The sequence below is a fragment of the Clostridium yunnanense genome (assembly GCF_016595795.1).
Taxonomy (GTDB): domain Bacteria; phylum Bacillota; class Clostridia; order Clostridiales; family Clostridiaceae; genus Clostridium_AR; species Clostridium_AR yunnanense.
In genome coordinates, this window is sequence record NZ_JAENHN010000064.1 from 108,671 (window position 1) to 134,273 (window position 25,603).

Here is a 25,603-nt window from a genome sequence, read left to right on the forward strand (position 1 = left end):
TATGTTATTTACTTTAACTAAAAATGAATTGAAAAAAACCTTTAAAAGACCAAAAACATATGTTGTTTCACTTCTATTTGTGGCACTTATTGCTTTGCTTTACATAGGTTTTTATGTAGAGGAAAGAAGAATGGTTAAAATGAATTCTCCTCAAGGGAGACTTGAGCAGTATCAACAACAACTGACATCTATGGATCAAGATATAAAAGAGCTGGAATCAAGAAAAAGTACAGATGAATCTTTGCAACTTACAATTAAGCAAACAAAAGAAAATAGAGAAGCGCTTCAGAAAAACACTGATAAGCTTCAGGAACAGATAAAGTCAGGAAAAGTAGTAGATGATTGGAAGGCTCAGGTAGATAGTAAAATTGAAGAGTTAAATAAAAGAAAAAGTAATGAGGCAATCGCTGATAGATACAAAACTGATATTGATAGTAGCATAGCTGAATTACGTTATTATAAAGATAATAATATTAAACCAATAGATTCATGGACGGTTACTGGATTTTCTTATTTGCAGAAAACACTTCAGATTTTAGGAACCTTATTCCTAGGGGTTGGAATTGCTGTGTTTATGAGTGATATAGTTTCAGGAGAATGTACTCCTGCGACCTTAAAGTTTTTATTAATTCAGCCAGTTTCAAGAGGGAAAGTATTATTGTCAAAGTTTTTATCAGTTGTTATCAGTACTTCAGCATTAATTCTATCAATTGAAGCTATAGCATTTGTTCTAATTGGGCTATTTAAAGGGTTTGGATATGCATCTGTTCCTACTGTAATTGGAACAAAGTATCAATTTGATATGAGTAAGCTTCAAGATGGAGTACATCCTCTTATACAGGTTGCTGGATCTGGTTCAAATATACCACTTTGGGACTTTACTTTAAGAACAATAATTCTACAAGTATTATTTATATTAGTGTGTTGCAGCTTTATATTCTTTATATCTTCAGTAGTAAAAAGCAGTATGATATCTATGGCTATAAGTGCTATATTAACTATACTTATACCAATACTTACACAAGTTCTTAACCCTATGAAGAAGATAGCACACTTTTTATTTTTAACTTATGGAGATACTAGCAGTGTTTTAAGTGGGTCTCTTGCAATGCAATATAATAATCCTAATTTAAATATTACCTGGGCAATTGCAGTTATGGTTGTATCATCAATAGTATTTTATGCTATTTCTCATTTTGTGTTCACTAAGAGGGATATATTAATATAAATTCTAATATAAAGTAGTTCATCTTTATATAGGATAATTGTAAGTTTGTAAAAGGTAAAATTATATTAAAATGATTATTTAAGTGAGTCTCTCCATTAAGCTTTGGAGAGGCTTTTTTACTGTGTAAGAAAATATGAAAATTTTAAGTTAGCTAAGTCTAGATGTTTCAACGGTTTTAGAAGTTTTTTATGACTATTAAATATTAAAGTGATATAATATGCTATATAAAATTAGTACGGAGGTTTATTATGCCTATAGGAACAAAGTTTAATTGCGGGTATTGTCCAGATTTTAAAAATGGTAATTGTGATGGTGAAGATATGAATTGTCTGTGTAGAGAATGCCCTAGGAATTTAGGACAATGTATATGTGTTAAATACTGTAGAGAGACTGAATCCATATTGACTTTTGATGAGGAAGTAAGTGAGATTAGGGCAGAAGATCCAAGAAAAATGTATGAGGACTAAGGGGTATTACATAAATATATAAATAGATATAAATTTAAATATATAAATATTTAAAAATTTAAGAATTTAAAGGGGCGTATATTGTGGATTTAAATGAGAAGCTTAAAGAGGTAAAAGAATATATTAAGACAAAGGAACTTCTAGAGCAAGCAACTGGGTTAGTGTACTGGGATATGAGAGTTGGTATGCCTAAAAAGGCCGTGGAGCAGAGATCTGAAGTTGTAGGATATCTTTCTAGTGAAGGATATAAGTTTACTACATCAGATAAAGTTAAAGGGTTTATAGAGTTCTTTGAACCGCATCTAGATGAGCTGAATGTTATAGATAAAGCTATGATAGAAGAGATGAAGAGACAATATGATGAAATAAAAAAGATACCTGAAGATAAGTATAAAGAGTATGTAATACTATGCTCAAAGTCAGAAGCTGCGTGGGAAGAAGCCAAAGAAAAAAATGACTTTAGTATATTTAAACCATATCTAGGAAAGGTCATCGAGTTTCAAAAACAATTTTTAGAGTATACTGGATATACAGGAACTAAATACGATAGTTTACTAGATAAGTATGAAAGAGGAATAACAGTAAAGAAGCTTGATGAAGTATTTGGAGAACTAAGAGATGCTATAGTAGATTTATTGAATAGAATAAAGAATAGTGGAACACAAATAGATGACTCATTCTTTAAAGATAAATTTACTAAAGAAGAACAAGAAGAGTTTGGGTTATTTGTGTTAAAGAAAATGGGATATGACTTTGATGCAGGAAGACTAGATGAAAGTGTGCATCCTTTTACAATTAATTTTGGAAATAAAGATGTGAGAATAACTACAAACTACCACGAAAATGAATTTAGAAGTGCCTTGTTTAGTACTATTCATGAAGGTGGGCATGCTTTATACGAGCAAGATATTCCTGATGAATTGATGGGAACAGGGTTAGGAACTGGCGTATCCATGGGGATACATGAATCTCAATCAAGGTTTTATGAAAATATTTTAGGAAGAAGCAAGTCATTTTGGAAGTATTTCTTTCCAGAAGCAAAGAAGAGATTTAATCAGTTAAAAGACGTAAGCTTCGGGGAGTTTTATAAGGCTATAAATATAGTTGAACCTTCACTTATAAGAACAGAGGCAGATGAGTTGACTTATAGTCTTCATGTAATTATAAGATATGAAATAGAAAAGTTAATATTTAATGGCGAAGTTGACCTAGAGGAGTTACCTAGTATTTGGAATGAAAAATACAAGGAATATCTAGGGGTTGAGCCATCAAATGATGCAGAGGGAATACTGCAAGATATGCACTGGTCTGACGGTTCTTTTGGATATTTTCCTAGTTATGCATTAGGCAATCTCTATGGTGCCCAAATGCTAAAAAAAATGCTTAGTGATAGTCCAGAAGTTTTTGATGAGGTTGAGAATGGAAATCTTGACACTATACATCAATGGCTTAAAGAAAAAGTTCATAAGCATGGAGCAGTATATAAACCTGCGGATCTTATTAAGTTAATTTCTGGTGAAGAATTAAATGCAAAGTATTTTATAAAATACTTAAATGACAAGTATAAGGAAGTCTATAATTTAAAATAGAGAATTAGGGATTCCATAAGGTAACTCATTGCAATAAGTGAGTTGCCTTTTTTCTTTATAGTAAGGTATACAATTATTGAATTAATATGAGAATTCCGATTGAAATATGTATATTAATATCACACATATAAATTAATGATGATCAGTAAATTACATTAAGTTAATAGTATTTACAAAATAATAGAATTAGAGGCAAATAAAAGCAAAAAAAATTAAAAATACAGTCACATATTTTCGACAAGATTAGTATTATATATTAAGTTCATACTCAAATGGAGGTATTAATATGGCAGAGAATAATAAATATGATTGTGGATGTGCAAAGTCAGAAACTTTGGTTCAAGCACATGGTTCTAATAGTTGCGTAAAAGGAATAAAACCACCATTCTTTAGCAGACTTCCTGTAGTTATAGCTGCAAAAGAAGTAGAAATAGGTATTGAATCTTGTATAAACCTACCTTATGCTGAAAAATATTATGAAATTAAGAGAACAAAAAAGAACTTATTTGTAACTCAGGCTAGAGTAGTAAGCTTAAACGACAAATGCGGAAAGTTATTCTTACAAGGTTATATTGAAAAAAATATAGAATATGCTACTGCAGATTGTGTAAGCAAAGATAAAGGTGTAATAAATGGTGATATAAGACATCATACTGTAAAGGTTCCATTCCATGTTATAACTGATATTGACTTCTTATTAAAACCAATAAATAAGGATAGAACAAGCTTAAGTGAATCTGATCTTTATTGTGATGCATCTGAATACGATAGCTGTAACTGCTCTTGTGATGGAGTAAAAGGAAAAGCTTATTGCGAATCAGATTTTAAAGAAGCAACAGTTTACAATAGTAGACCTTTCATAAAACTTGATGGATTCAAGATAATCGAATTAGATATGTACAAAGATCCATCTCCATTAGGCTGCGAATATGATGGTTGGGAAGACAATAAAGATGGTAAGAAACCAGAACATGAAGAAAGATGTAATTGTACTCCTGAATATGAAGGTACTTTATATTCAAAGATAGTTGAAAAAATGGTGCTTTTCTTAGACTTAAAGGTACTTCAAGAACAATATGTATTAGTAGAATGCTAATAACTTAATGCTTTGAGTGCAAAACTGTATCAGTTTTGCACTCTTAGCTTATAATAATATATAACAATTTTTAGGATATGTTACTGTGAATGAATATATAAACGAGGATCTATTATTTAAGATATTTTCATCCTTTTTATTAATACATTATTATAGTCAAGAGGATGGATTAGAGGACTTTGATGAAATACATAAAGATGAAAAAACAGTATATTTACATAAGAAAGTTATTAATTCAACTGAAGGTGAATTATTTGATAGAAGAGATAGTAAATTATATAAATATTACAGCGATAATAATTGTACAAACAATATAAAACCTCGAATAAGTAGTGAAGTTCTTAAGACAAGAACAATTGAAAATAATATATATAAATTATATAAGTCTAATGGTGTGGAAGACGAGAAATCAATCAGCAATGATAATAAAGAAGTAGTTAAAGTGGCTGATGTAGATTTATTAATAGCAATACTAAAGATACCTATATCCATAAATAAGATGGTTAATCTAAAAAATGAGAAGATTTATAAGGTAGAAAATATAAGCTGTAACATAAAGAAGATATCTGGAAATCTCCTTTTGCTTAATAAGGCTCATGAACAAACTAAGGTAAAGCTGTTTTATGAAGGTGTAATCAGAATACAAGCAAAAGTAATTTGTGTCGATTATATAAATAAAGGGGTTTTATATTGTAATACAAAAGATTTAGTTTTTTATTGTGATTTTAGTGGAACAATTAATACTTATATAGAGACGAGATTTGTAGAAGATATAGATAGTGTGAATATACCTATAAAGATTGATTTAGTAAGCAATGAATTTAGTGTAAGAACTATATTAGAAGAGCCTGTAGTTATCTTTGATTTAGAGGAAGAGTATTATAAATCACTTGCAGTTATAGGTAATGTAGATTCAGAGATTACACTTTTAAGTAAGAGATATGCAGATATTTAGCTTGAATATAATAACGCGCCTAAACAAATAATAAAAATATTATTGTTTAGGAGTAATGAGTATGGAATATAGCGAGTTAATAGGAATAATAGGAACAAATTGCAATGAGCATACGCCCAAAGATGATATATTAATGATGAGCATGAGATTATCATCTGTAAGCTGTGATAATTGTTTACATTATGTGGGAGGCTCCTGCAATAAGGATTCATTTAAGAGACTTAAGCAAATGGTACAAAGCAATTAATAGATAGATATAATTGTGTGTATATGTTTTAACTACTTTAAAACTTCTGCTTTTATAGCAGAAGTTTTTATCATACCAAAAGCAAATTTTTAACAAATAATAAAAAAGTTTATATTTGTAGACATTTTCATTAACATTAAGCGAATTTTTTAATAGATTATTATATAAACAGTTGTTTTTTTGAAAGATTATTGTATAAATATTTTGAAAATGATAGAATTTATAATAACACATGGGAGTATATAATTTATTTTGGGGGTGTCTTTATGCACAAAAAATTATTTATTCCCGGCCCTGTAGAGGTAAGACAGGAAGTATTAGAACAAATGGCAAGACCTTTAATTGGTCATAGAGGAAAGGAAGCTTCAGAGCTTCAAAAAAGGATAAGCAACAATCTTAAGAAACTTTTTTATACAGAAAGTGAGATTTTACTTTCTACTAGTTCAGGCAGTGGGCTTATGGAGGGCGCCATAAGATCATGCACATTAAAGAAAGCTGCGGTCTTCTCCTGTGGGGCTTTTGGAGATAGATGGTATGAAATGGCTTTACACAATAATGTACCTGCAGATAAATTTCAAGTTGAGTGGGGCAAAGCTATAAAAGCAGAAGTTGTAGAGAAAGTACTTTCTACAGGTGAATATGACTTAATAGCTATTACTCACAATGAAACATCAACTGGATTAATGAATAATCTAGAAGAAATTTCAAAGGTAGTGAAGAAATACCCAGATGTTGTTTTCTGTGTAGATACAGTTAGTTCAGCTGGTGGTACTAAAATAGAAGTTGATAAGTTAGGTATAGATATTTGCATAACTTCAAGTCAAAAGGCATTGGGCTTGCCTCCTGGACTCGCAGTATGCACATTCTCAAACAAAGCTAAGGAAAGAGCTGAAAAAGTTCCTTTTAGAGGCACGTATCTAGATTTATTAGCAATTTATAAGTATATACAAAAAAAGGATTATCAATATCCATCAACACCATCATTATCTCACATGTTTGCTTTAGATTATGAACTAAATTATATAGTAAATGAAGAAGGTATTGAAAATAGATTTAGTAGACATTTAGATATGGCAAATGTAGTTAGAGAGTGGGCGAAAAAATATTTTGACATTTTCCCTGAAGAAGGTTATTGGTCTGATACCGTAACTAATATAACTAACACAAGAGGGATTGATATTGGAGCACTTAACAAAGAATTAGGAAATAGAGGTTTTCAATTATCTAATGGATATGGAAAGCTTAAAGATAAGACTTTTAGAATAGCTCATATGGCAGATTGTAGTGTAGCTGATATCAAAGAACTTTTATCTAATATTAATGAAATATTAGGACTTGAATAAGTATGGTTTTATATGAGGGGGAAAGTTAAATGTATAGAGTATTGGTGACAGATGGACTAGAAAAAGAAGCTGTTTTAAAACTTAGAGATTTAGGTTTTGAAGTAGTAGAAGAACACTATGTACCAGAAGAACTTGGAATAATACTAAGAGAGTTCGATGTAGTAGTGGTTAGATCAGCTACTAAGATAAATAAATATATAATAGATAAGTCTAGTAAGACTGGAAGATTGAAAGCCATAATTAGAGGCGGAGTTGGAGTAGACAATATAGATGTTTCTTATGCTTTGGAAAATGGAATTCAGGTAATGAATACACCCAATGCAAGTTCAGCTTCAGTAGCAGAGCTTACTATAGCTCATATGTTTGCACTTGCAAGGTTTATAAATATATCTAATGTGACAATGAGAAACCTAGAATGGAATAAAAAGAAATATGAAGGTATAGAATTAAGCGGAAAAACTTTAGGAATAGTAGGAATGGGCAGAATCGGAAGAGAAGTTGCTAAGAAGGCCTGCTGTCTAGGTATGAAAGTTCTATATTTTGATGGACTAGGTGAATTAAATGAACTTGAAAAATATGAATATGGATACAGGGATTTTGATGAACTTTTAAAACAATCAGATTTTATAACTCTTCATGTTCCTTTTGACATCTCAAAGGGTCCTTTAATAGCCAAAAGAGAATTTGAATTAATGAAGGATGGAACTTATATAATTAATTGTGCAAGAGGAAAGGTTGTTGATGAGACTGCTTTACTTGAGGCGCTAAATAGTGGGAAGATAGCAGGTGCGGGTATAGATGTATTTGAAGAAGAGCCCACAAGAAATAAGGAGCTAGTAAATCACCCTAGAGTTAGTGCTACACCGCATATAGGGGCAGCCACTAGAGAAGCTCAGACAAGAATAGGTAACGAAATTGTTGAAATTATAGGTGACTTCTTTCATAAGTAAGATTTATTAAGATGAATACCCAATTTCAAAGCTTAGACTATGCCAATGTTTATCTGGGTATATTTTAAATTGGCTTTATGAAATTGGGTGTTTTTCAGTTTAAAGCATATAGACCTAAACTGAAGTAAATAAACTTTAGTCTAAGATACTAATAGGTGTCTTTTTTAAAAATGAGGAGGATGACAATGGCTATAGTAAGACCTTTTAAAGCAGTTAGACCGGTGAGAGAACTAGCTGCAAAAGTTGCTGCACTTCCATACGATGTTATGAATTCTGATGAAGCTAGAGAAATGGTACAGGAAAATAAATATTCTTTTCTTCATGTGGATAAAGCTGAGATAAACTTAGAACCATCTGTGGATATATATGATGAAGCTGTGTACAAAAAAGCTAAAGAAGTCTTGGATAGTATGGAAGAAGATAGGGTTTTTGTTCAAGATAATGAAGCTTGTTTATATATTTACAAGCAAACAATGAATGGTAGAAGTCAAGTTGGCTTGGTATCTTGTGTATCTATAGATGATTATATTAATGATGTGATAAAAAAACATGAGTTTACAAGGCCCGACAAAGAGCAAGATAGAATAAATCATGTTGATTACTGCGATGCAAATACTGGACCTATATTTTTAACTTATAGAGATAATGAAAATATATCATTTATAATAAACAGTTGTATTAAGAAAAATCCAGATTGTGAATTTATATCTGAAGATGGTGTTGGACATATTGTGTGGAAAATAGATGATAAAAGAACTATAGATTCTCTAAGTGAGTATTTTAATAGAGTCGATTATTTATATATAGCAGATGGACATCACAGAGCAGCTTCTGCTGTAAAGGTTGGATTGATGAGAAGAGAGGAAGTTAAGGACGTTAGTGGAGAAGAGGAATTTAACTTTTTTCTTGCAGTATTATTTCCTGAATCTCACCTGAAGATTATGGATTACAACAGAGTAGTTAAAGATTTAAATGGATTGAAAAATGATGAGTTTTTAGACAGGGTAAGTGAGAAGTTTTATATAAATCCTCAAGAAAAAGGGCAAAAATATAAACCTGAGCAAAAGCATGTATTTGGGATGTTCCTTGATGGACAGTGGTTTAAGTTAGAGGCTAAAAAAGATAGTTTTAATAGTGAAGATCCAGTGAAAAGCTTAGATGTATCTATACTCCAAGACAATCTATTATCACCTATATTGGGTATAAAAGATCCTAGAAGTGATAAGAGAATAGATTTTGTTGGCGGCATAAGAGGTTTAGAGGAATTAGAAAAAAGAGCTTCAACTGATATGAAAGTAGCTTTCTCGATGTATCCAACTTCTATGGATGAAGTAATGAATATAGCAGATGAAGGAGAAGTTATGCCTCCGAAATCTACATGGTTTGAACCAAAACTAAGAAGTGGATTGTTTATTCACAAGCTGAGATAAGGATCCTCTTAAAATAATCTTTGGCTACAGCATAAAAAATTGATTACTGAAAAGTTCATTATTACGAAAAGTCGTTACAAATTAAATAAACAAAAAGGTTTTTTTAATAACATGGAGAATATTGAAATATAGTGCATATGTTTACAATTAGGATATTGGAGGACTAAGTTAATGTGTGACGGAACTTCTGTAGATAATGATGAACTAGTTTTTGGTGTTGAAAGTATGTCTGATATAGGTAATAAAGGTTACGAGTATTTTAACTTTTTACCCTACGCTACATTAGTTCAGAGAGATGATAAAATTGTTTTTGCCAATGATGAATTGCGAAAACTTCTACATTGTAAAGATCAATCTATACTAGGTAAATCAATAATATCATTGCTTCAGTTAGAGCGTGATAGGGAGCTTAGTAACTCTATTGATAAACCTTTTGAAGGTGAATATAAGATCAAAGATTTTAAATCAAATATAATTGATGTAGATATAAAGTGTAACATTAAGCAAATTAATAATTGTTGGTATGAGTTTTATATATTCAGAGATATAACTTTTGAGAAGAAAAAGTACAATGCTGCTATATTGAAGGCAGAGAAATATAAAAATACACTTGAGAAACTATTTGACAACAAAGAACTATATAAAAAACTAATTGATATGTTGCCGGATGGTATAAGTATTCACGATGGTAGCACCTATTCTTTTGCTAGTAGCTCTTATGCTAGAATGCTTGGGTATGATAATCCTAAAGATCTAGTAGGAAAAAGGCTTGAGGAAGTATTAGGTAAAGAAAATCAAGAATTTAAGAAACAAAGAATAGAAGATCTATTATCCGAGGAGAAAGTGTTTCTAAGGAATGAGTATCAATATATAAATAGCCAAGGGATAACTAAACACTTTGAATCTACATCGGTACGGTTCTTGCATAATAACAAGGTAAATATTCTATCTTCAGTTAGGGATATTACTGATAAGAAAAGGGTTGAGGAAAGTAAGCTATTGTTAGAGAGAGCGATAGAGGATGATAAATTAAAGACAGAGTTCTTCTCAAATATGTCTCATGAATTAAGAACTCCATTAAATATACTTTTAAGTTCACTGCAGTTAATAAGTATGTACACAGATACAAATGAAAATAGTAATCTTCCAGCAGTAAGGAAGTATACGGGTATAATGAAGCAGAATTGTTATAGATTATTAAGACTTATTAATAACCTGCTAGATATAACAAAGATAGATTCTGGTTTTTATAAATTAAATATGCACAATCAAGATATTGTAAAAGTAGTAGAAGATATTACTTTATCTGTAGCAGAGTATGTAAAAGAAAAAGGTATAGAGATTATTTTTGATACAGATATAGAGGAAAAAATATTAGCATTTGATGCAGATAAAATTGAAAGAGTGATATTAAACTTATTGTCGAATGCAGTAAAGTTCACCAAGTCTAGCGGAAAGATAGAGGTTAGTATTAAGGAGCTAGTGGATGCTATATATATTACTGTGAGAGATACAGGAAGCGGAATACCAAAGGATAAACTAAATAATATCTTTGATAGATTTATACAAGTAGATAAATCACTTTCAAAGAGAAGCGAAGGAACAGGAATTGGCTTGTCTCTTGTTAAATCATTAGTGGATATGCATGGGGGAAACATTAGTGTAGAAAGTGAATATGGCCAGTATACTCAGTTCAATATAGTACTTCCTGCAAAAGTTCTTGCTGCTGAAAATGAATCAGGTTTATCCCGTGCTGCAATAAACAATGATTTAGATGATAAGAAAGTTGAAAGAATGAGCATTGAATTTTCGGATATATATCTATAATTAAAATATAAAGAAGAATTCTCTTAATATATTTGTTGCTATATTACTATACAGTGTTATACTGAAGTTATAGATGTGAATACTACCCGTGTAGAAAATTGATTTATAAACGTGAAGATAATCTTTTTCTACTATGTTATTTTATTTATGGTAGTTACATAGCATTAAAATAAAAAATAAATGGACATGTAATGTGCCTCTTAATAGGTATATTACAGCCTCGTGTTGAAGAGCCACTTCGTAATTCTCGGAGTGGCTCTTCTTTTTTTACAATTAATAGCAGTATAACTACTAAGTCTATATACTAAGGAGATTAGATAAGGTGCATGAAACGAATAAAGATATAAGTGATGAAGATATTGAAGAATATGAAATAGACTTTTATATAAGGATATTAGAAACCTTGATAGAAATTTACAAGTATAATTCAACAGAGAATGAGTAGTTAGATATTTTTAGTAGTATTCATATCTATAAAATGGATAGGGGTAGATCTTAGAGCTACCCCTATTTTGCTTGTTATAAAATATAATGTAGAATAAATATATTGTAGATTGTTTACATAATTTACAATGGGCCTTTTAATTGAATCTTGTAAAAAATAAATATATAATTAGACAATAATGCAAAGTACTATAATTAAGTATAATTATACTAATTGAAAAAGGTAAGGCTTATTTAAAGATAAGGACGCAAAGTCATTAGATGCCTTTTTATTTTGTATAAAAGGGATAAGCTCTTTTAAACTCCTACGTATATATGATATAAGAATTTAGCAAATGATACTAGTGTTAATATAGGGAAGGACTGTTTGATTAATATGCAATCAATAAATAACTTTCTACTTATAGGTTCCTCAATGATTTTATGTGCAATAGCAGTATACTGCCTATTCCACAGGAAAATGCCTGGAGCATTTCCGTTATTAATACAGATGATTGCTGCTACATTATGGGTGATTGGTTCTTATTTAGAAATTCATACTAAAGGTTTAGAAGCAAAAATATTATGGAGAAATGTGCAGCAGATAGGGGTATTTATAGTTCCTATTTCCAGTGTTCTATTTGCAGTTGATTATTCCCAACAGACAGAAAGGTTGAAGAAATACGTTTATATACTTGCAGGTATACCTATAACTTCTTTAGTGTTAATACTTACTAATAGATTCCACAATATAATGAGAACTGGATTTACAATTAAAGATAATAGCATAACTGGACAATCTCTAGAAGTGCATTCTACTATGATAGGTTCAATATTATTGACTATTAATTTCTTTATTCCAATTCTAGCAATAGTAATTTTAATTGAATATAGAAAAAGATTATCAAAACATTACAAGAAACAGATATTACTAATTATTTTAAGTATATCTTTAACTTTATTCTTATCTTGGGTAAAATCAGCATTTATTGATGGTAGTGGTATTTATATACCAGTTGCGGTGCTATATATACCAAGTTCGATCATACTATTTTATTGTGTTTTTAGATATAACTTTTTCAGATTATCTCCTGTTGCTAGGGATAAAGTATTTGATATAATAAGTGAAGGTATTCTAGTAGTCAATCAAAGAGGTATAGTTGTTGATAAAAACCCTTATGCTGAGACTTTGATAAAGAAATATTTTAGTGTTAACAGTGAAATTATAGGTGCCAGCGTATTCGATGTTTTTATAAATAAATTAGAAGTACAGCAGTTATTACTAAAAAAAGCAGAAAGAACTATTGAAGTTAAGTTAAACTATAAAGAAAACAGTGGTTATTTGTTATGTAGCTCCCATCCGTTGAGTATGGGCGATAATGAAGTAGTTGGTACAGTTATTGTATTAAGTGATATAACCGAAAAAAAACTATATGAGATAGATTTATTGGTAAGGGCTGAGAGAGATTGGCTTACACAGTTACTGAATAGACAAGGATTTAATTCTGCATCCCATAGGGTATTGAAAAAAGCAAATGTAGAAAACAAACCAGTTTCATGCTTAATGTTGGATGTAGATTACTTTAAGAAAATTAACGACACTTATGGTCACGCAAATGGAGATAGGGTTCTACAAAACCTAGCAAAAATACTAGATGCTACTTTAAGAAAAGAGGATATTATAGGTAGAATTGGTGGAGAAGAGTTTGCAGTAATCATGATAGGCATAGACAAAAAAAATGCTTTAATTATTGCAGAGAAAATTAGAAAAGGAGTTGAAGAAAGTAGTCTAGCTAGTATAGATGGTGACACTATTAACTATACTGTAAGCATAGGAATTGCAGATAACAGTAATTCAGATATGAGCCAAGAGAAACTACTTCGTATGGCAGATATTGCTCTTTATAAGGCAAAAGAGACTCTTAGGAATACTATAATAATATATAATGAATAAATGTATTGCGGTAAAACCAATCTCCTAAAAAACTCACTGAAGAAACTAACTTCAGTGAGTTTTTTATTATAAATGGATATCGCCTTCATAAATCTTTTGTGTTAGTATAATATTGGAATATTTGTAATTTGCATCTTTTTGGTGGTGATAAGGGTTGGAAGATAAAGATATAGTAGAGCGGGTTTTACAAGGTGAAGCATCATATTTTGAATATATTATTGATAAATATGAAATTCCTATTCTAAAGTACATATATAGTTTTATAGGGGATCGAGCTATGGCTGAGGATTTATGCCAAGAGACCTTTATATCAGTGTATAATAAGTTATACACTTATAATAGTATTAATAAGTTTTCTACTTGGATATATTCTATAGCACATAATAAGTCTATTGATTATTTGAGAAAGGTAACTAAAAGTCGTGAAATAGCAATTGATAATATGAAAGATTCACTTTCTAGAGAGAAGTCGCCTCAAGAGATAGTGGAATACAAGGAGACGTTAGATTCAATAGAAGGTTTTATAAAAAAACTAGAAATTATAGATAAACAGATATTATATTTACGTTACGCACATCCAGATTTAAGTTTTAAAGATATATCGCATATGATGGGTATGAATGAATCTACAGTGAAGAAACGGTACTATAGGTTATACGATAAATATGAAGTTTACCTAGATAGGAATCTTAAAGGAGGTGGTAGCTTTGGATTGTCAGAAATTCAGAAATAGCATTATAGATATGCTAGAAGATCAATTGAGTGATGCTGATAGGTCAAGTTTGGAAGAGCATATGAATAATTGTATAAACTGTAAAGAATATTATGATAAGATGTCTAATATAAAAATTGGATTGTTTAAAGAGATTGAGAATGACCAAATTCAATATTCCAGTAGAAAAGAATCTATAATGGGAGCTATAGATTTGAATAAATATAATAGAAGATCTACAAGAGCTATTAACCTTATGAGAAGTAATAAGAATAGTTTCTTTATTTCAGCGTTATCTATTGTGGCAATAATAACTTTGATTATGGTAATTCCCAAACTCTCAACATACAAATTTGATAACAATTCTACTAAATCAAATAAGAGTGAGTCTATGTATAAAAAAGATGACCTTATTTCAAACAATTATGATATAAACTCTAATTCAGATTTTTTAAGAGGTCTGATAATTAAGGACGAAGACAAAACTGCTAATTATATAGTGAAACCAATAGATGCTAAAGCTGAGTTAAGCAGAAACCAAGAGCAGAATGCTACTCTCATTGGAGTAGATAAGGATAAGTTAGTTTTATATAACGGAGATATACTATATTCTTCATTAGATAACAATTTACAATTTTATATGAAGGCAAATGATTTTGATATACATAATAAAGACAAATATCTATTAAGTTCAACCAAGAACTTTATTTTACTTCCTGACTCAAAGCATTCTAATTTGTATATAGTGAACATTATAAAAAATAGAGTGCTAAAAGTTAATATTAATATAAGTGGTGCTTCTATAAACGCGGCTTGGTCAAGCAACGATACATATCTATGCCTACAGATTAACAGAGATATCTATTTATTTAATAGTGACAATGAGAAAATTAGTTATGTTGGAAATGAAAATAACTATTCAATAAGCTATGTTACTGATGAGGGAGTAATAATAACATCAAATAATAGATTATTACCTGCTGACAGAACTATTGAAAATATAAAACCTTATAAGTTATTTGCATATAATAGTTATATATACGCTCTATGTTATGATAATGAAAAGAATACAGAGCTTTATAGGTATGATTATAGTAATGATAAGCTGGTATATATAATAAACCTAGGTAAGAGAGGCTATACTTATGATAAATCGGATAACCCGTTTTTAATAACTATAAAAGATAAAAGCAACAGCGGAGTAATATTTAATATAAAAACTCTACAAAGCTATAGCTATAATGGGTATATAGATATTTTAGATGACTTTAAAAATTGTATATCACCAAGTGGAAATAGATATATTAGTAAAACTGGTACTGATGATGGTAATCAGAGGTTCAGAATACACACTACCGGATCAAAGGAGGTTAAGGAGATTTATGCCAATAATTCAATAGGATCATTTATTGATGATGATAATTTAGTATACGGTATAAAAGGTAATGAGGATAATCGGGTTCAATTTAATATTATTAAGGAAAATTTAAAAAGTGCTAAAAAGGAAGTTATATCTACTTATTAGAGAATAGAGTTTTAGCTTTAATTATAAAATTTTCCCAATAGAACACTTTAAGTGATTGATAATATATGAATCTATCATTAGATATAAAAATACCCACCTGTTTAAAAAAACAGGTGGGTATTAAAGTATTGTATGTAATATATCTCGATATTAAAGTCTTTCTATCATGGCTTTTAATATAGATGTTGAGTTTTTTACTCCAATAGGAATAAACTTTTCATAATCCATATGAGCTCCGTTGTTGGCATTATCTGATATAGATCTTATAACCACAAATGGAACCTGATTTAGATAAGCCACATGAGCTATACTTCCACCTTCCATCTCGCATGCAGATGCATCAAATTCTTTTGCAAGCCATTGGATTTTCTCTAGACTTGCTATGAATTGATCGCCAGATACTATTCTTCCTGTAAAAGTATTTATTTCTGGAAGCGATTTGCAAGCCTCTTGAGCTATAGATACAAGCTTTTCATCACATTTAAAATCAAAAGTATCCATTCTTGGTATTTGACCAGGTTTATCACCAAAAATAGTAGTATCCATATCGTGTTGAACTAGAGAATTACCTATAACTACATCTCCAGGGTATATATCTTTACCTATACCGCCTGCAACACCAACGTTTATAACCATATTGACCTTATATTCACTAATTAGTATTTGAGTACATACAGCAGCATTAACTTTACCTATGCCACAAACTACAGCAACTACATCCTTGCCCCATAATTGTCCACGGTGAAAAGTCATATTTGCTTTCTTTTCAGTGTTTTCTAAATTCATATCCTTTAGAAGAATCTCAAGTTCTTCAGTCATTGCACCAATGATTCCTATAGTCATTATAAAAGCCTCCATATAAATTGATAATTCTAATTATACTTAATCTGATGAAATTTCTCAATTAAAGTTATATAGGTAATAATATAGAAGTAGTTAGATTATCTATATGTTAATGTTAAATTCATCATCGTAATCATGTTGTTTTCTTAAAGAATCGAAGTGAATTTGGCGGTTTTTTAAATCTAGTCTTTTTAACCCAACTAACATAAGTATTATGCCTATTATTACAACTAGTATGGATATGGCTATCAACACGTGTATATTAGATAAACTTCCTAGTTCGGGCATAAATGCAAGGATGTTATTTATAGCATGGCATAAAGTGGTTAACAATATAGATTTTGTTTTTAAATAAACATACCCTAGTATTAAGCCAAGAAGAAATGCATTAATACCTTGAGGTATGTTCATATGCATAGCGGCAAATATTAATGAAGATAAAATTAAAGCTACCTTTGAAGAATATTTTTTTGCAAGACCATTTAATATGATGCCTCGATTTACGAACTCTTCTTGAATTGGAGCTATTACTACTGCAGAAAAAATTCCTATGAAAGGGTTGATAAATAGATTATTAAAAGTGTCTTCTATAGATTTAGGAATAGGTATTAAGTCTAATATATAACTTAAAGAACCGGAAAATAACAACCTAAAACCTAAGATTAAAAAAATAACTCCTATTATGTCACGCTTTTTAAATTTTCTTTCTGGAAAAATTAAATTTGTCTTTACTAGAAAGAATTTATTCATTATAAAAACTGTTGCCATTAATGAAAATATAGATGATATTAATAAAAAGGAAGGTGATTTAAAGATATCTTTAATAGCGTTTAAGCCTTCATAAGAAGATAATATTGCTGCAGCTATTAGGGTGGTAATTAATAATATAATTTGTATTGTTACGGGTATGATAAGTGAAAATAACACTGCAATCCATATACCACCTAAGATACCTATCTCTTTTGAATCCGTTACTTCTTCTTCTAAGTCAATTAATGGGTTAAAAAGCATTAACTTTCTTAAGTTCATTTCAACACCTCAGTTATTATAAAATATAATCATTATATTAACATGAAATACAGTTTATGTAAAATTGTTATAAAACCAACGAACAATATATTTGTTGATAATCATTATTTACCTATTGAAGCGATAAGATTTATGGTATATTATTATATAAGTTGTTTTAAGAGTAAAAAAGATGAACAGTGTGTTTAATGCAATGTTTACTAATGAATATAGATTTGTTGAAAAGGAGAGTAATATTAATGCTACAGCATTCATTATCAAGAACAGAACTCCTTATAGGAAAAGAAGCATTACAAAAATTAAGAGGTAGTAAGGTAGTTGTATTTGGTATAGGTGGAGTAGGTAGTTTTACTGCAGAAGCTTTAGCTAGAGCTGGAGTAGGAACCTTAGTACTTATTGATGATGATACAGTATGTTTAACTAATCTTAATAGACAAGTACATGCTACATATAAAACAATAAGTAAAAATAAAGTTGATGTGATGAAGGAACGAATTGGAGAAATAAATAGGCAATGTGAGATCATAACACATCAAGTATTTGTGACAGAAGAAAATATATCAGAGATAATTACGGAAGATGTTGATTATGTAGTTGATGCCATTGATACGGTATCAGCAAAGATAGCTTTAGCAATATACTGTGAAAATAATAATATAAAAATTATGAGCTGTATGGGTACAGGTAATAAGCTTGATCCAACTCAGTTCAAGGTTACTGACATATACAAAACTAAAGTTTGTCCTTTAGCTAAGGTAATGAGATATGAACTTAGAAAAAGAGGAGTAAAGAAACTAAAGGTTGTATACTCAGAAGAAATTCCAAGAAAGCCAAGGATGGACGAAGTAGTGACTTGTAAAGAAGGCTGTGTATGTACAGGTGGAAGTAAAAAGTGTGCAGTGAAGAGACAGATACCTGGAAGTGTATCTTTCGTTCCTCCAGTTGCGGGAATGATTATAGCTTCTCAAGTTGTTAATGATCTAATAGAAGAGTATATATAAAGATGTACTGCTTCATTCTTAAAGTTTTTTTAAAACTCCGCTGGGTTCTGAGAGGAGAATTTGAAAGTATAAGGTTTATAATGAAGTGGCACATCCATAAAAATAAACTGACAGGATAGTCTATCCTGTCAGTTTATTTATTTTGATTATTTTCTTGGAAATACTTTGATTTATCATTATATTTAATATTGTTGCAGAAATTAAAGGGTTACTATCACAAACTATAAGAATAGCAAATTAATCTGAGAATATTAGTTAAATGTAGCTAGATTTATTCAAAAATAATACTGATTTTTACATTGGCATCTACAATTGGTTTAATTAAATCCTGAATTGTATCTTCACCATTTTTTACAGCTTCATCATAGAGAGCTGTCTCTTTTAGTTTATTGTCCATTCTTGATATAACTTCTTTATCAATTACAGCGCTTTCATCCTTAGTTAATTTTATATCACCAAAACGAAGTAGTCCTTTTTCGGTTGATTCAAAGGTTGTCTTATCATAATCTATCGTTGGAGTATTAGCTGCTGGCTTAGGTAAGCTAATGGTGATTTTTTTATTTAGCTTGTCTATCTTAACTTTAGAGCTATCGAGCGAAGATAAATCAATAGAGTAAGAACCCTTACCGTAATAATCTACTTTCTGAAGTTTTTTAAAAACATCCCAGTCTCCCCAACTATTATCAATAATCATCTTTTCGTTAAGGTCTACTTCAACTACTACCAGTTTTGAAACTTTTTGTATCTTGTCTACTATACTTTCCTCAGTAATAAATGATAATTTAGTATTTGAATTTGAAGGCAAAATCTTTGTTATTTTTGCAGTCTCTTTGTCTTTTATAATCCTATAACTTATGTAGCATCCAAAAGAGGTGAATACTAAGAAGGCTAGTACAATATTAAAAGTTTTTTTTCTAAGTTTTTTGAACATCTTGCACCTCCTAAAACAGTATAGTGATGGTACATCCATATTATGTGTTTTCGCTGATATATTTTTATATGCATGATGATTTAAATATAATAATTTAGATTGTCTATCTAAATTATTATTATAATTTTCCTAATAATATTACCTTTTGTCAAGCATCAAAAATATAAGCTACCTATAAATATTCAGTGTTATATATTTATAGGTAGCTTTATTCATTATATTTAGTTTACAACTGAGTAATTTAAGCTTCCCAGCCTTCATTTAAAAATTGATAAAGAGCAGGGTAAGCATTAAATGCTGCCATTAAAGAAATATATTCATCCATAAGTTCTGGTTTTTCCTTGCCTGTTCTAGTTGCTCTTATCATTAGGTTTTTAGGTGTCTCTAATGGGGAGATATACTCAACAATGGAAACATTATATCCTTTGCTTTCTAACATCATGCTTCTCATACCATCTGTTAAGGCATCAGCCATTCTAGCTTTTAGTATTCCGTGTTTTAATATTCCTTTGAAAGGTTCGTAATCGTATTGATTTAGTAACTCTCTGTGGCAGCATGGAACTGCTATAATTGAATCACTATTAACTTTAATACCTAGTGCGATAGCCATATCAGTAGCAGTATCACAGGCGTGAAGAGATATAACCATGTGGATTTTTCTGCTTGGATTGAATTTCTTTATATCTATAGCATGAAATTCCATGTTCCTATAACCTAGGTTTTGTGCCATTTTCTTAGAACTATTAATAACTCCTTCAGAGATATCTAACCCTATGAAGTGACATTTTCTCTTTTTTACTTCTGTTAGATAATAATTAAGAACAAAAGTAAGATACGACTTTCCGCATCCGCAATCCAGTATAGTTAAAACTTCATTTTTAGGAAGCGAATCTAAGGTTGCTTCTAGAATTTCAACATAATGATCTATCTGATTATATTTTCTTATCTTATCATTTTTTATTTTACCTGATTGAGACATAATACCTATCTCTTTAAGTAAGGAATCTGCTTTGCCTACCTTGATTAAGTAATTTCTATTTAATAAGGTAGATGTTTCATTGATATTATGATCTGAAGCATCTTGTTTTTTTACTGCTAGAGGAGAACTTTCTTTTACTTCAGTATTATTCATTTTTACGTTTTTATTGTCTCCAGTTATAACTATGTCAGTACCACGTTCTCTATAAAGGATAGTAACTGTCTCATAATTTTCGCATTCTGAGCTTATTCTTTCAAAAAGATCTAATACACCCAAAAGTTCAGTCTTGCCATTGAAGTTATACTTTATTTTGCCATCTTCAAAGCCACCGTTACCCTTGAACTCTTTTAGTCCTGCTGCATAAGTTACATATATATTTTTAAATGCGCTTGAATCTTCTAAGAATCTATTACTTATTCCCATTAGAAATATTTTTATTTTAGTAATACTTTGTTTATTCATTACATCACCATAAGCCTTCCTTAAAACTACCGAAATACATAAAATAGTATAAACACAATGTAAGGGAAATATCAATAGTAGTATTGTCATTTTTTATTCTTCTTTAAAGTCTATAGTTAAATTAGGTTTATGCATAAATATCAGGGGCACATTAAAAATATAATATAAGTTAAAGAATAAAAAAGAAAAATGTATCGCCTGCCAAATTTTCCTCATGTACATTCGGAAAGGCAGATGCGCAAAAAAATCACTAAAGAAAGTCGCTTCAGCATTTTTTTACAGTTAATTTACTTAAACTTTCCTATAAACAACTATAATATTTATGTTATAATTAATAAGATTGTTTAGGTGTAGCTTTACTTTTTAAAACTCTCCTAATATAAAGAAAAGGAAGTTTAAAAATATGTATTTAATTATGTAAGGATACATATATCTTGAACTCATGGGTATAGTTTAAGATGCTATATCTGTAGAACTTAATACTTGATAAAATTAATTAATCAGGGGATGGACTTTATGGCTGAGAGGAAAAATATATGTATAGAACTAATAAGAGGCACTGATAAAGATTACATAATAAAGGATTATAACGGTATAACTGTTGGTAGGTTTAATACTATTGAATGGGATACTGAAAACAAGAGGGCCACTATAAGATTTAAATTCTATAGAAATGATAATTATCAGATGATGAAACGAGCATTAGAACAATCTTTAGAAGGTATTTTTAAAGGTAAGAAAATATATAAAATTAATGTTTTAGTAAGTGAAAACTCTAATATGTCTCCATTTTTTAATTTAGGATTTATTCTTGAGGGAGTATTATCTAATAATTTACTGCAAAATGATTACTATAAAGATGAATTGCTATTTGGTATAACATTAAATGATTTCAGAAACTATCAAAATATAACTTTGTTAAAACTTAAAGGTAAAAGAATAGAATTAAGAAATCTTACACCAGAGCATACATCGCAGCTTTTAGAATATTACATAAAAAATGAAAAGCATCTTGAAACTTTTGAGCCTTCTAGAGATAGAAGTTTTTACACTTATGAAACCCAATTAGCTATATTGCTTGAGAGTTATAAGCAATTTATGAGTGGTACTAGTATTGATTTTGGTATATTTATAAATGATAGTCTTATAGGAAAGATAAAACTTTCTAATATTGTATTAGGTGTCTTTAAAAGTGGTATATTAGGATATTCTATGGATGAGAAACATTGCGGTTTAGGTTACATGCAGGAAGCGGTAAATTTAATTATAGATTATTGCTTTAATGACATGGGACTTCATAGGTTAGAAGCTTCCACTTTAGTTGATAATATTAAATCTCAAAGTGTTTTGCTTAAATGTGGTTTTAATAAGCTTGGATTAAATGAAAAATATCTTTTTATAAATGGTGAATGGAGAGACCATATAACCTTTTATAAAGTGAATAATATATAGGTTTCGATTTTAGTTCATTAGATTGGCCTTAAGGAGGATTTTGGCTTGCCTTATCAGAATGATAATTTATATGAAGAGATTCTTAAAAGAATAGATAGAAAAGGAGTTTGGGACATGATAGTTGTTGATGGAGTAGTAGGAGTTGGAAAGAGTACATTAATGGGGCTTATAGCTAAAAGAGGGTATGTATCTTTTGAAGAGCCTGTTGTGGACAACCCTATTTTAGAAAAGTTTTATTACGATAGAGAGAGATATTCTTTTCCTTTACAGGTTTTCTTTTTAAATAAGAGATTTAAACATATAAAAGAGGCTTCATCGATAGCTAATTCTGTTATGGATAGAAGTATTTACGGTGATGTTATATTTGCAAAGATGCTTTGCGATAAAGGAGAAATGTCTGTAGAGGAATTTGATTTATATAAGGAATTGCTAGAAAATATGCTTGAGCATGTTCAACCTCCTAAGCTAATGGTTTATTTAGAAGTTTCAGTGGATGAGGCAATGTCAAGAATAAAGAAAAGAGGAAGAGACTACGAGCAGGTAGTTGAAAGAGCATATTGGGAGAAACTTAACGAAGAATATAGAAAGTATTTCTATAGTTATGATGTTTCTCCTATAATTAAGATAAATGTTGATGGATTAGATTTCGAGAATAATGAAAAAGATAGAGAGTATGTTTTAGGACTTATAGAACAACAGTTAAGAGAGATAGAAGAAAAGTAGGATTAAAATACATATAGTAAAATACATGCTACATATTTAAAAAGAGGGGATTTAGCTTTTATTAAAGCTGGATCCTCTTTTTCTGCGATTAAGTATAAATTAACAAACAAGTAAAATAGGTAAAATATTTTATTATTTAATATTGATTATTGTTATCAATAGTGATAACATAAAATCATAGAAATAAAGATTTTGGAGGTAGAAAAAAATGAAACATGAATTACCAAACTTAGAATATGAATATAATGCGTTAGAGCCATATATAGATGAACAGACGATGACAATACATCATTCAAAGCACCACGCAACATATGTAAATAATTTAAACGTTGCTCTTGAAGCATACCCAGAACTTCAAGAAAAGACAGTTGAGGAGTTAGTTAAAGGTTTAGAGAGTTTGCCTGCTGACATAAGGACAGCAGTTAGAAATAATGGCGGTGGACACTATAACCACTCACTATTTTGGAAGTTGCTCTCACCTAAAGGAGGGAAGGTTAATGGACCTTTAGCTGAAGCTATAACTGGGAAGTTTGGAAGTTTTGATTCCTTCAAAGAGTTATTTGCAAAAGCAGCTGCTACAAGATTTGGAAGTGGTTGGGCTTGGCTAGTGGTTAACAGCAATAAGGAATTAGAGGTATTATCCACTGCAAACCAAGATACTCCGGTAAGTGATGGGTTTAAACCAGTTTTGGCTTTAGATGTATGGGAGCATGCGTATTATTTAAAGTATCAAAATAGAAGGCCAGATTATGTTGGGTCATGGTGGAGTGTAGTTAATTGGGATTATGCTAATAAATTATATGAAGAAGCATTGAAATAAAAAGAAATTATAAGTTTTTCATGTAAGAAGCTATCTAACTATTATTGTTAGGTAGCTTTTTTGTTCTCCTAGAATCTACAACTGCGCTCTGCTAATAATCTAGCTAAACTATCAATAGTATTTTAAATATATTTAATTTGCAGCTAGTATTATATAGTCTTTCTACTAATCTGCAACTGATGAGTTGTTGATAGCTAATCCTAATAAACAGAAACATATTGTTGTTTATCAATAAAGGTTTGTTGATGAATATTTACTAATGTGCTAATATTTATGGTAAAGTAATATTGTGTGGAGGTTTTTGTATGAAATATTATGGAGAAAAGTCAATGGCAAGTATCCTTACAAGAATTTTAGATATAGTTTTAATCTTAGGTGTTATAGCAACTATATTTATATTTAAGAACACCTTTATAGATAACATTGTAGAAATAGATTTTTCTAAAAAGATAATTGTTTTTATTCTTCTTGCAGTAGGAATAAGTTGTGTATTTCTTATAGTTGTGAGTTTGAGAAAGGTTTTATTTTCCTTGGTAAGGGCTAATCCTTTTATAATTGAAAATGTAAAAGCTCTTAAAAGAGTTTCTTATGAATGTTTTATTATTGCAGTATGTTATATAGTAAATATTTTGGCTAACTCTAATTTTAAGGAGTTTAAGTTTATTTATATAGATAATAAAGGGGTCCATACTGATATGGAATTTATAATATTCCTTTTTGCAGGATGTTTTATATTGATATTATCAAAAGTGTTTCAACAAGCTATTAATTATAAAGAAGAGAATGATTTCACTATATAGATGAATTTATTTCACTGACGAAGGAGAAGTTTTATGCCTATAATTATAAATTTGGATGTCATGATGGCTAAAAGAAAGATTTCTTTGCAAGATCTTGCCGAAAAGGTTGGTATAACAAATGCAAATTTATCTATACTAAAAAACAACAAAGCAAAAGCTGTTAGATTTTCTACGTTAGAAGCAATATGTAAAGAGCTAAATTGTCAACCTGGGGATATCTTAGAATATACAGAGGACTAGATAAGCTTATTATAGAAGCATATTAATGGGGTGGATAATTATCTTGTATCTAATATTGCAATAAGAATAAACTATTACAATATGAAGCTTAATATTATTCGTGTAATATATCTTTAAGAAGCATATGTTTTTAGAAAAACATATGCTTTTGCTATTTATACATATAATAAATGAATAATCGCTACCGGGCGTGTCTTATGCAGATATAAGTTGAATTTTGTAGTATTTTGTAGGACATCATAGTTATAGTTGTAAATTGGATGTTTGTTTATAAACTTACTACTTTGGATATGTTAATATAGTCCTTGTCGCTAATGCAACTGCGACGAAGAGATTGAAAAAATGTCAAAAAATATCTTGACAAGTAATCGATGAAATGATAAACTTGTAGAAGTCGTCACGGTGGTTGAAAAAAGCTTTGAAAAAAAGTATTGACAACAACTTGAGATGATGGTAAGATATAAAAGCTGTCAGAAAAACAGCAAAACAACTTGGTCTTTGAAAATTAAACAGAGAAGATAAACAAAGTCTAAATATAGACTTAAACTAAACCAGCAATTCTTTTGAAAAAAGACTT

24 protein-coding genes are annotated in these 25,603 nt (G+C 29.8%); 20 read left to right on the forward strand and 4 right to left on the reverse strand.

Translation table 11 applies throughout. The features are described from left to right. Position 1: 1 nt before the first annotated feature. The 14 genes from JHL18_RS23160 (at position 2) to JHL18_RS23220 (ending at position 15,746) form a co-directional block, all read left to right on the forward strand. On the forward strand, positions 2 to 1,228 hold the full coding sequence (locus JHL18_RS23160; RefSeq protein ID WP_200273706.1) for an ABC transporter permease subunit: 1,227 nt from the start codon (positions 2 to 4) through the stop codon (positions 1,226 to 1,228). 248 nt (positions 1,229 to 1,476) lie between these two features. Then, positions 1,477 to 1,695, forward strand: a complete 219-nt coding sequence (locus JHL18_RS23165; RefSeq protein ID WP_200273707.1) for a hypothetical protein — start codon at positions 1,477 to 1,479, stop codon at positions 1,693 to 1,695. A gap of 83 nt (positions 1,696 to 1,778) precedes the next feature. After that, entirely contained in the window at positions 1,779 to 3,284 is a 1,506-nt protein-coding gene (locus tag JHL18_RS23170) for a carboxypeptidase M32 (protein ID WP_200273709.1), read from the forward strand. 286 nt (positions 3,285 to 3,570) lie between these two features. Then, positions 3,571 to 4,380: a CsxC family protein gene (locus tag JHL18_RS23175; protein WP_200273711.1), complete on the forward strand. Its 810-nt coding sequence runs from the start codon at positions 3,571 to 3,573 to the stop codon at positions 4,378 to 4,380. Between the two features lie 85 nt (positions 4,381 to 4,465). Next, positions 4,466 to 5,335, forward strand: a complete 870-nt coding sequence (locus tag JHL18_RS23180) for a hypothetical protein (protein ID WP_200273713.1) — start codon at positions 4,466 to 4,468, stop codon at positions 5,333 to 5,335. Positions 5,336 to 5,396: 61 nt separating this feature from the next. Further along, on the forward strand, positions 5,397 to 5,582 hold the full coding sequence (locus tag JHL18_RS23185) for a hypothetical protein (RefSeq protein ID WP_200273715.1): 186 nt from the start codon (positions 5,397 to 5,399) through the stop codon (positions 5,580 to 5,582). A 266-nt stretch (positions 5,583 to 5,848) separates the two neighbouring features. Next, positions 5,849 to 6,925, forward strand: a complete 1,077-nt coding sequence (locus JHL18_RS23190) for a pyridoxal-phosphate-dependent aminotransferase family protein (RefSeq protein WP_200273717.1) — start codon at positions 5,849 to 5,851, stop codon at positions 6,923 to 6,925. A 29-nt stretch (positions 6,926 to 6,954) separates the two neighbouring features. Then, positions 6,955 to 7,875 carry a D-2-hydroxyacid dehydrogenase gene (locus JHL18_RS23195; protein ID WP_200273719.1) on the forward strand — a complete coding sequence of 307 codons (921 nt, stop codon included), beginning with the start codon at positions 6,955 to 6,957 and terminating at the stop codon, positions 7,873 to 7,875. Positions 7,876 to 8,060: 185 nt separating this feature from the next. After that, complete coding sequence (locus JHL18_RS23200; RefSeq protein ID WP_200273721.1) at positions 8,061 to 9,305, forward strand: DUF1015 domain-containing protein; 1,245 nt, start codon at positions 8,061 to 8,063, stop codon at positions 9,303 to 9,305. 171 nt (positions 9,306 to 9,476) lie between these two features. Then, complete coding sequence (locus tag JHL18_RS23205; RefSeq protein ID WP_200273722.1) at positions 9,477 to 11,132, forward strand: sensor histidine kinase; 1,656 nt, start codon at positions 9,477 to 9,479, stop codon at positions 11,130 to 11,132. A gap of 322 nt (positions 11,133 to 11,454) precedes the next feature. After that, positions 11,455 to 11,577 carry a hypothetical protein gene (locus tag JHL18_RS26410; protein ID WP_274600995.1) on the forward strand — a complete coding sequence of 41 codons (123 nt, stop codon included), beginning with the start codon at positions 11,455 to 11,457 and terminating at the stop codon, positions 11,575 to 11,577. A 375-nt stretch (positions 11,578 to 11,952) separates the two neighbouring features. Further along, a complete protein-coding gene (locus JHL18_RS23210) occupies positions 11,953 to 13,509 on the forward strand; it encodes a histidine kinase N-terminal 7TM domain-containing diguanylate cyclase (RefSeq protein ID WP_243278133.1) in 1,557 nt (518 codons plus the stop codon). 154 nt (positions 13,510 to 13,663) lie between these two features. After that, complete coding sequence (locus JHL18_RS23215) at positions 13,664 to 14,242, forward strand: RNA polymerase sigma factor (protein ID WP_200273726.1); 579 nt, start codon at positions 13,664 to 13,666, stop codon at positions 14,240 to 14,242. Further along, positions 14,217 to 15,746 carry an anti-sigma factor family protein gene (locus JHL18_RS23220; protein ID WP_200273728.1) on the forward strand — a complete coding sequence of 510 codons (1,530 nt, stop codon included), beginning with the start codon at positions 14,217 to 14,219 and terminating at the stop codon, positions 15,744 to 15,746. The genes JHL18_RS23215 and JHL18_RS23220 overlap by 26 nt, the downstream gene beginning before the upstream one ends. A 150-nt stretch (positions 15,747 to 15,896) precedes the next feature. On the opposite strand, the gene JHL18_RS23225 is transcribed toward JHL18_RS23220, so the two are convergent. Next, positions 15,897 to 16,589, reverse strand: coding sequence for a 5'-methylthioadenosine/adenosylhomocysteine nucleosidase (locus tag JHL18_RS23225; RefSeq protein WP_200273730.1), 693 nt, complete (start codon positions 16,587 to 16,589; stop codon positions 15,897 to 15,899). Between the two features lie 102 nt (positions 16,590 to 16,691). Then, on the reverse strand, positions 16,692 to 17,618 hold the full coding sequence (locus JHL18_RS23230; protein ID WP_200273731.1) for a CPBP family intramembrane glutamic endopeptidase: 927 nt from the start codon (positions 17,616 to 17,618) through the stop codon (positions 16,692 to 16,694). 239 nt (positions 17,619 to 17,857) lie between these two features. Between JHL18_RS23230 and JHL18_RS23235 the strand changes: the two genes are divergently transcribed. Continuing rightward, positions 17,858 to 18,619, forward strand: a complete 762-nt coding sequence (locus tag JHL18_RS23235) for a tRNA threonylcarbamoyladenosine dehydratase (protein WP_200273734.1) — start codon at positions 17,858 to 17,860, stop codon at positions 18,617 to 18,619. A gap of 271 nt (positions 18,620 to 18,890) precedes the next feature. On the opposite strand, the gene JHL18_RS23240 is transcribed toward JHL18_RS23235, so the two are convergent. Together JHL18_RS23240 and JHL18_RS23245 are read right to left on the reverse strand one after the other, a co-directional pair. Continuing rightward, complete coding sequence (locus JHL18_RS23240) at positions 18,891 to 19,550, reverse strand: DUF4230 domain-containing protein (RefSeq protein WP_200273736.1); 660 nt, start codon at positions 19,548 to 19,550, stop codon at positions 18,891 to 18,893. 241 nt (positions 19,551 to 19,791) lie between these two features. After that, a complete protein-coding gene (locus JHL18_RS23245; protein ID WP_200273738.1) occupies positions 19,792 to 20,991 on the reverse strand; it encodes a class I SAM-dependent methyltransferase in 1,200 nt (399 codons plus the stop codon). 516 nt (positions 20,992 to 21,507) lie between these two features. Here JHL18_RS23245 and JHL18_RS23250 point away from each other — a divergent pair. The 5 genes from JHL18_RS23250 to JHL18_RS23270 all read left to right on the forward strand — a co-directional run bounded on the left by JHL18_RS23250 (position 21,508) and on the right by JHL18_RS23270 (position 25,026). Beyond that, a complete protein-coding gene (locus JHL18_RS23250; RefSeq protein WP_200273740.1) occupies positions 21,508 to 22,443 on the forward strand; it encodes a GNAT family N-acetyltransferase in 936 nt (311 codons plus the stop codon). 114 nt (positions 22,444 to 22,557) lie between these two features. After that, complete coding sequence (locus tag JHL18_RS23255) at positions 22,558 to 23,166, forward strand: deoxynucleoside kinase (protein WP_200273756.1); 609 nt, start codon at positions 22,558 to 22,560, stop codon at positions 23,164 to 23,166. Positions 23,167 to 23,374: 208 nt separating this feature from the next. Then, entirely contained in the window at positions 23,375 to 23,986 is a 612-nt protein-coding gene (locus JHL18_RS23260; protein WP_200273742.1) for a superoxide dismutase, read from the forward strand. 305 nt (positions 23,987 to 24,291) lie between these two features. After that, positions 24,292 to 24,786: a DUF2975 domain-containing protein gene (locus JHL18_RS23265; RefSeq protein ID WP_200273744.1), complete on the forward strand. Its 495-nt coding sequence runs from the start codon at positions 24,292 to 24,294 to the stop codon at positions 24,784 to 24,786. A gap of 33 nt (positions 24,787 to 24,819) precedes the next feature. Beyond that, positions 24,820 to 25,026, forward strand: coding sequence for a helix-turn-helix domain-containing protein (locus JHL18_RS23270; RefSeq protein WP_200273746.1), 207 nt, complete (start codon positions 24,820 to 24,822; stop codon positions 25,024 to 25,026). Positions 25,027 to 25,603 lie beyond the last annotated feature (577 nt).

Bases quoted from the DNA above. Each gene is read 5' to 3' on its own strand.
- JHL18_RS23160 (WP_200273706.1), top strand. From the start codon at position 2: ATGTTATTTACTTTAACTAAAAATGAATTGAAAAAAACCTTTAAAAGA.
- JHL18_RS23165 (WP_200273707.1), top strand. From the start codon at position 1,477: ATGCCTATAGGAACAAAGTTTAATTGCGGGTATTGTCCAGATTTTAAA.
- JHL18_RS23175 (WP_200273711.1), top strand. From the start codon at position 3,571: ATGGCAGAGAATAATAAATATGATTGTGGATGTGCAAAGTCAGAAACT.
- JHL18_RS23185 (WP_200273715.1), top strand. From the start codon at position 5,397: ATGGAATATAGCGAGTTAATAGGAATAATAGGAACAAATTGCAATGAG.
- JHL18_RS23190 (WP_200273717.1), top strand. From the start codon at position 5,849: ATGCACAAAAAATTATTTATTCCCGGCCCTGTAGAGGTAAGACAGGAA.
- JHL18_RS23195 (WP_200273719.1), top strand. From the start codon at position 6,955: ATGTATAGAGTATTGGTGACAGATGGACTAGAAAAAGAAGCTGTTTTA.
- JHL18_RS23200 (WP_200273721.1), top strand. From the start codon at position 8,061: ATGGCTATAGTAAGACCTTTTAAAGCAGTTAGACCGGTGAGAGAACTA.
- JHL18_RS23205 (WP_200273722.1), top strand. From the start codon at position 9,477: ATGTGTGACGGAACTTCTGTAGATAATGATGAACTAGTTTTTGGTGTT.
- JHL18_RS23210 (WP_243278133.1), top strand. From the start codon at position 11,953: ATGCAATCAATAAATAACTTTCTACTTATAGGTTCCTCAATGATTTTA.
- JHL18_RS23225 (WP_200273730.1), bottom strand. From the start codon at position 16,589: ATGACTATAGGAATCATTGGTGCAATGACTGAAGAACTTGAGATTCTT.
- JHL18_RS23230 (WP_200273731.1), bottom strand. From the start codon at position 17,618: ATGAACTTAAGAAAGTTAATGCTTTTTAACCCATTAATTGACTTAGAA.
- JHL18_RS23235 (WP_200273734.1), top strand. From the start codon at position 17,858: ATGCTACAGCATTCATTATCAAGAACAGAACTCCTTATAGGAAAAGAA.
- JHL18_RS23240 (WP_200273736.1), bottom strand. From the start codon at position 19,550: ATGTTCAAAAAACTTAGAAAAAAAACTTTTAATATTGTACTAGCCTTC.
- JHL18_RS23245 (WP_200273738.1), bottom strand. From the start codon at position 20,991: ATGAATAAACAAAGTATTACTAAAATAAAAATATTTCTAATGGGAATA.
- JHL18_RS23250 (WP_200273740.1), top strand. From the start codon at position 21,508: ATGGCTGAGAGGAAAAATATATGTATAGAACTAATAAGAGGCACTGAT.
- JHL18_RS23255 (WP_200273756.1), top strand. From the start codon at position 22,558: ATGATAGTTGTTGATGGAGTAGTAGGAGTTGGAAAGAGTACATTAATG.
- JHL18_RS23260 (WP_200273742.1), top strand. From the start codon at position 23,375: ATGAAACATGAATTACCAAACTTAGAATATGAATATAATGCGTTAGAG.
- JHL18_RS23265 (WP_200273744.1), top strand. From the start codon at position 24,292: ATGAAATATTATGGAGAAAAGTCAATGGCAAGTATCCTTACAAGAATT.
- JHL18_RS23270 (WP_200273746.1), top strand. From the start codon at position 24,820: ATGCCTATAATTATAAATTTGGATGTCATGATGGCTAAAAGAAAGATT.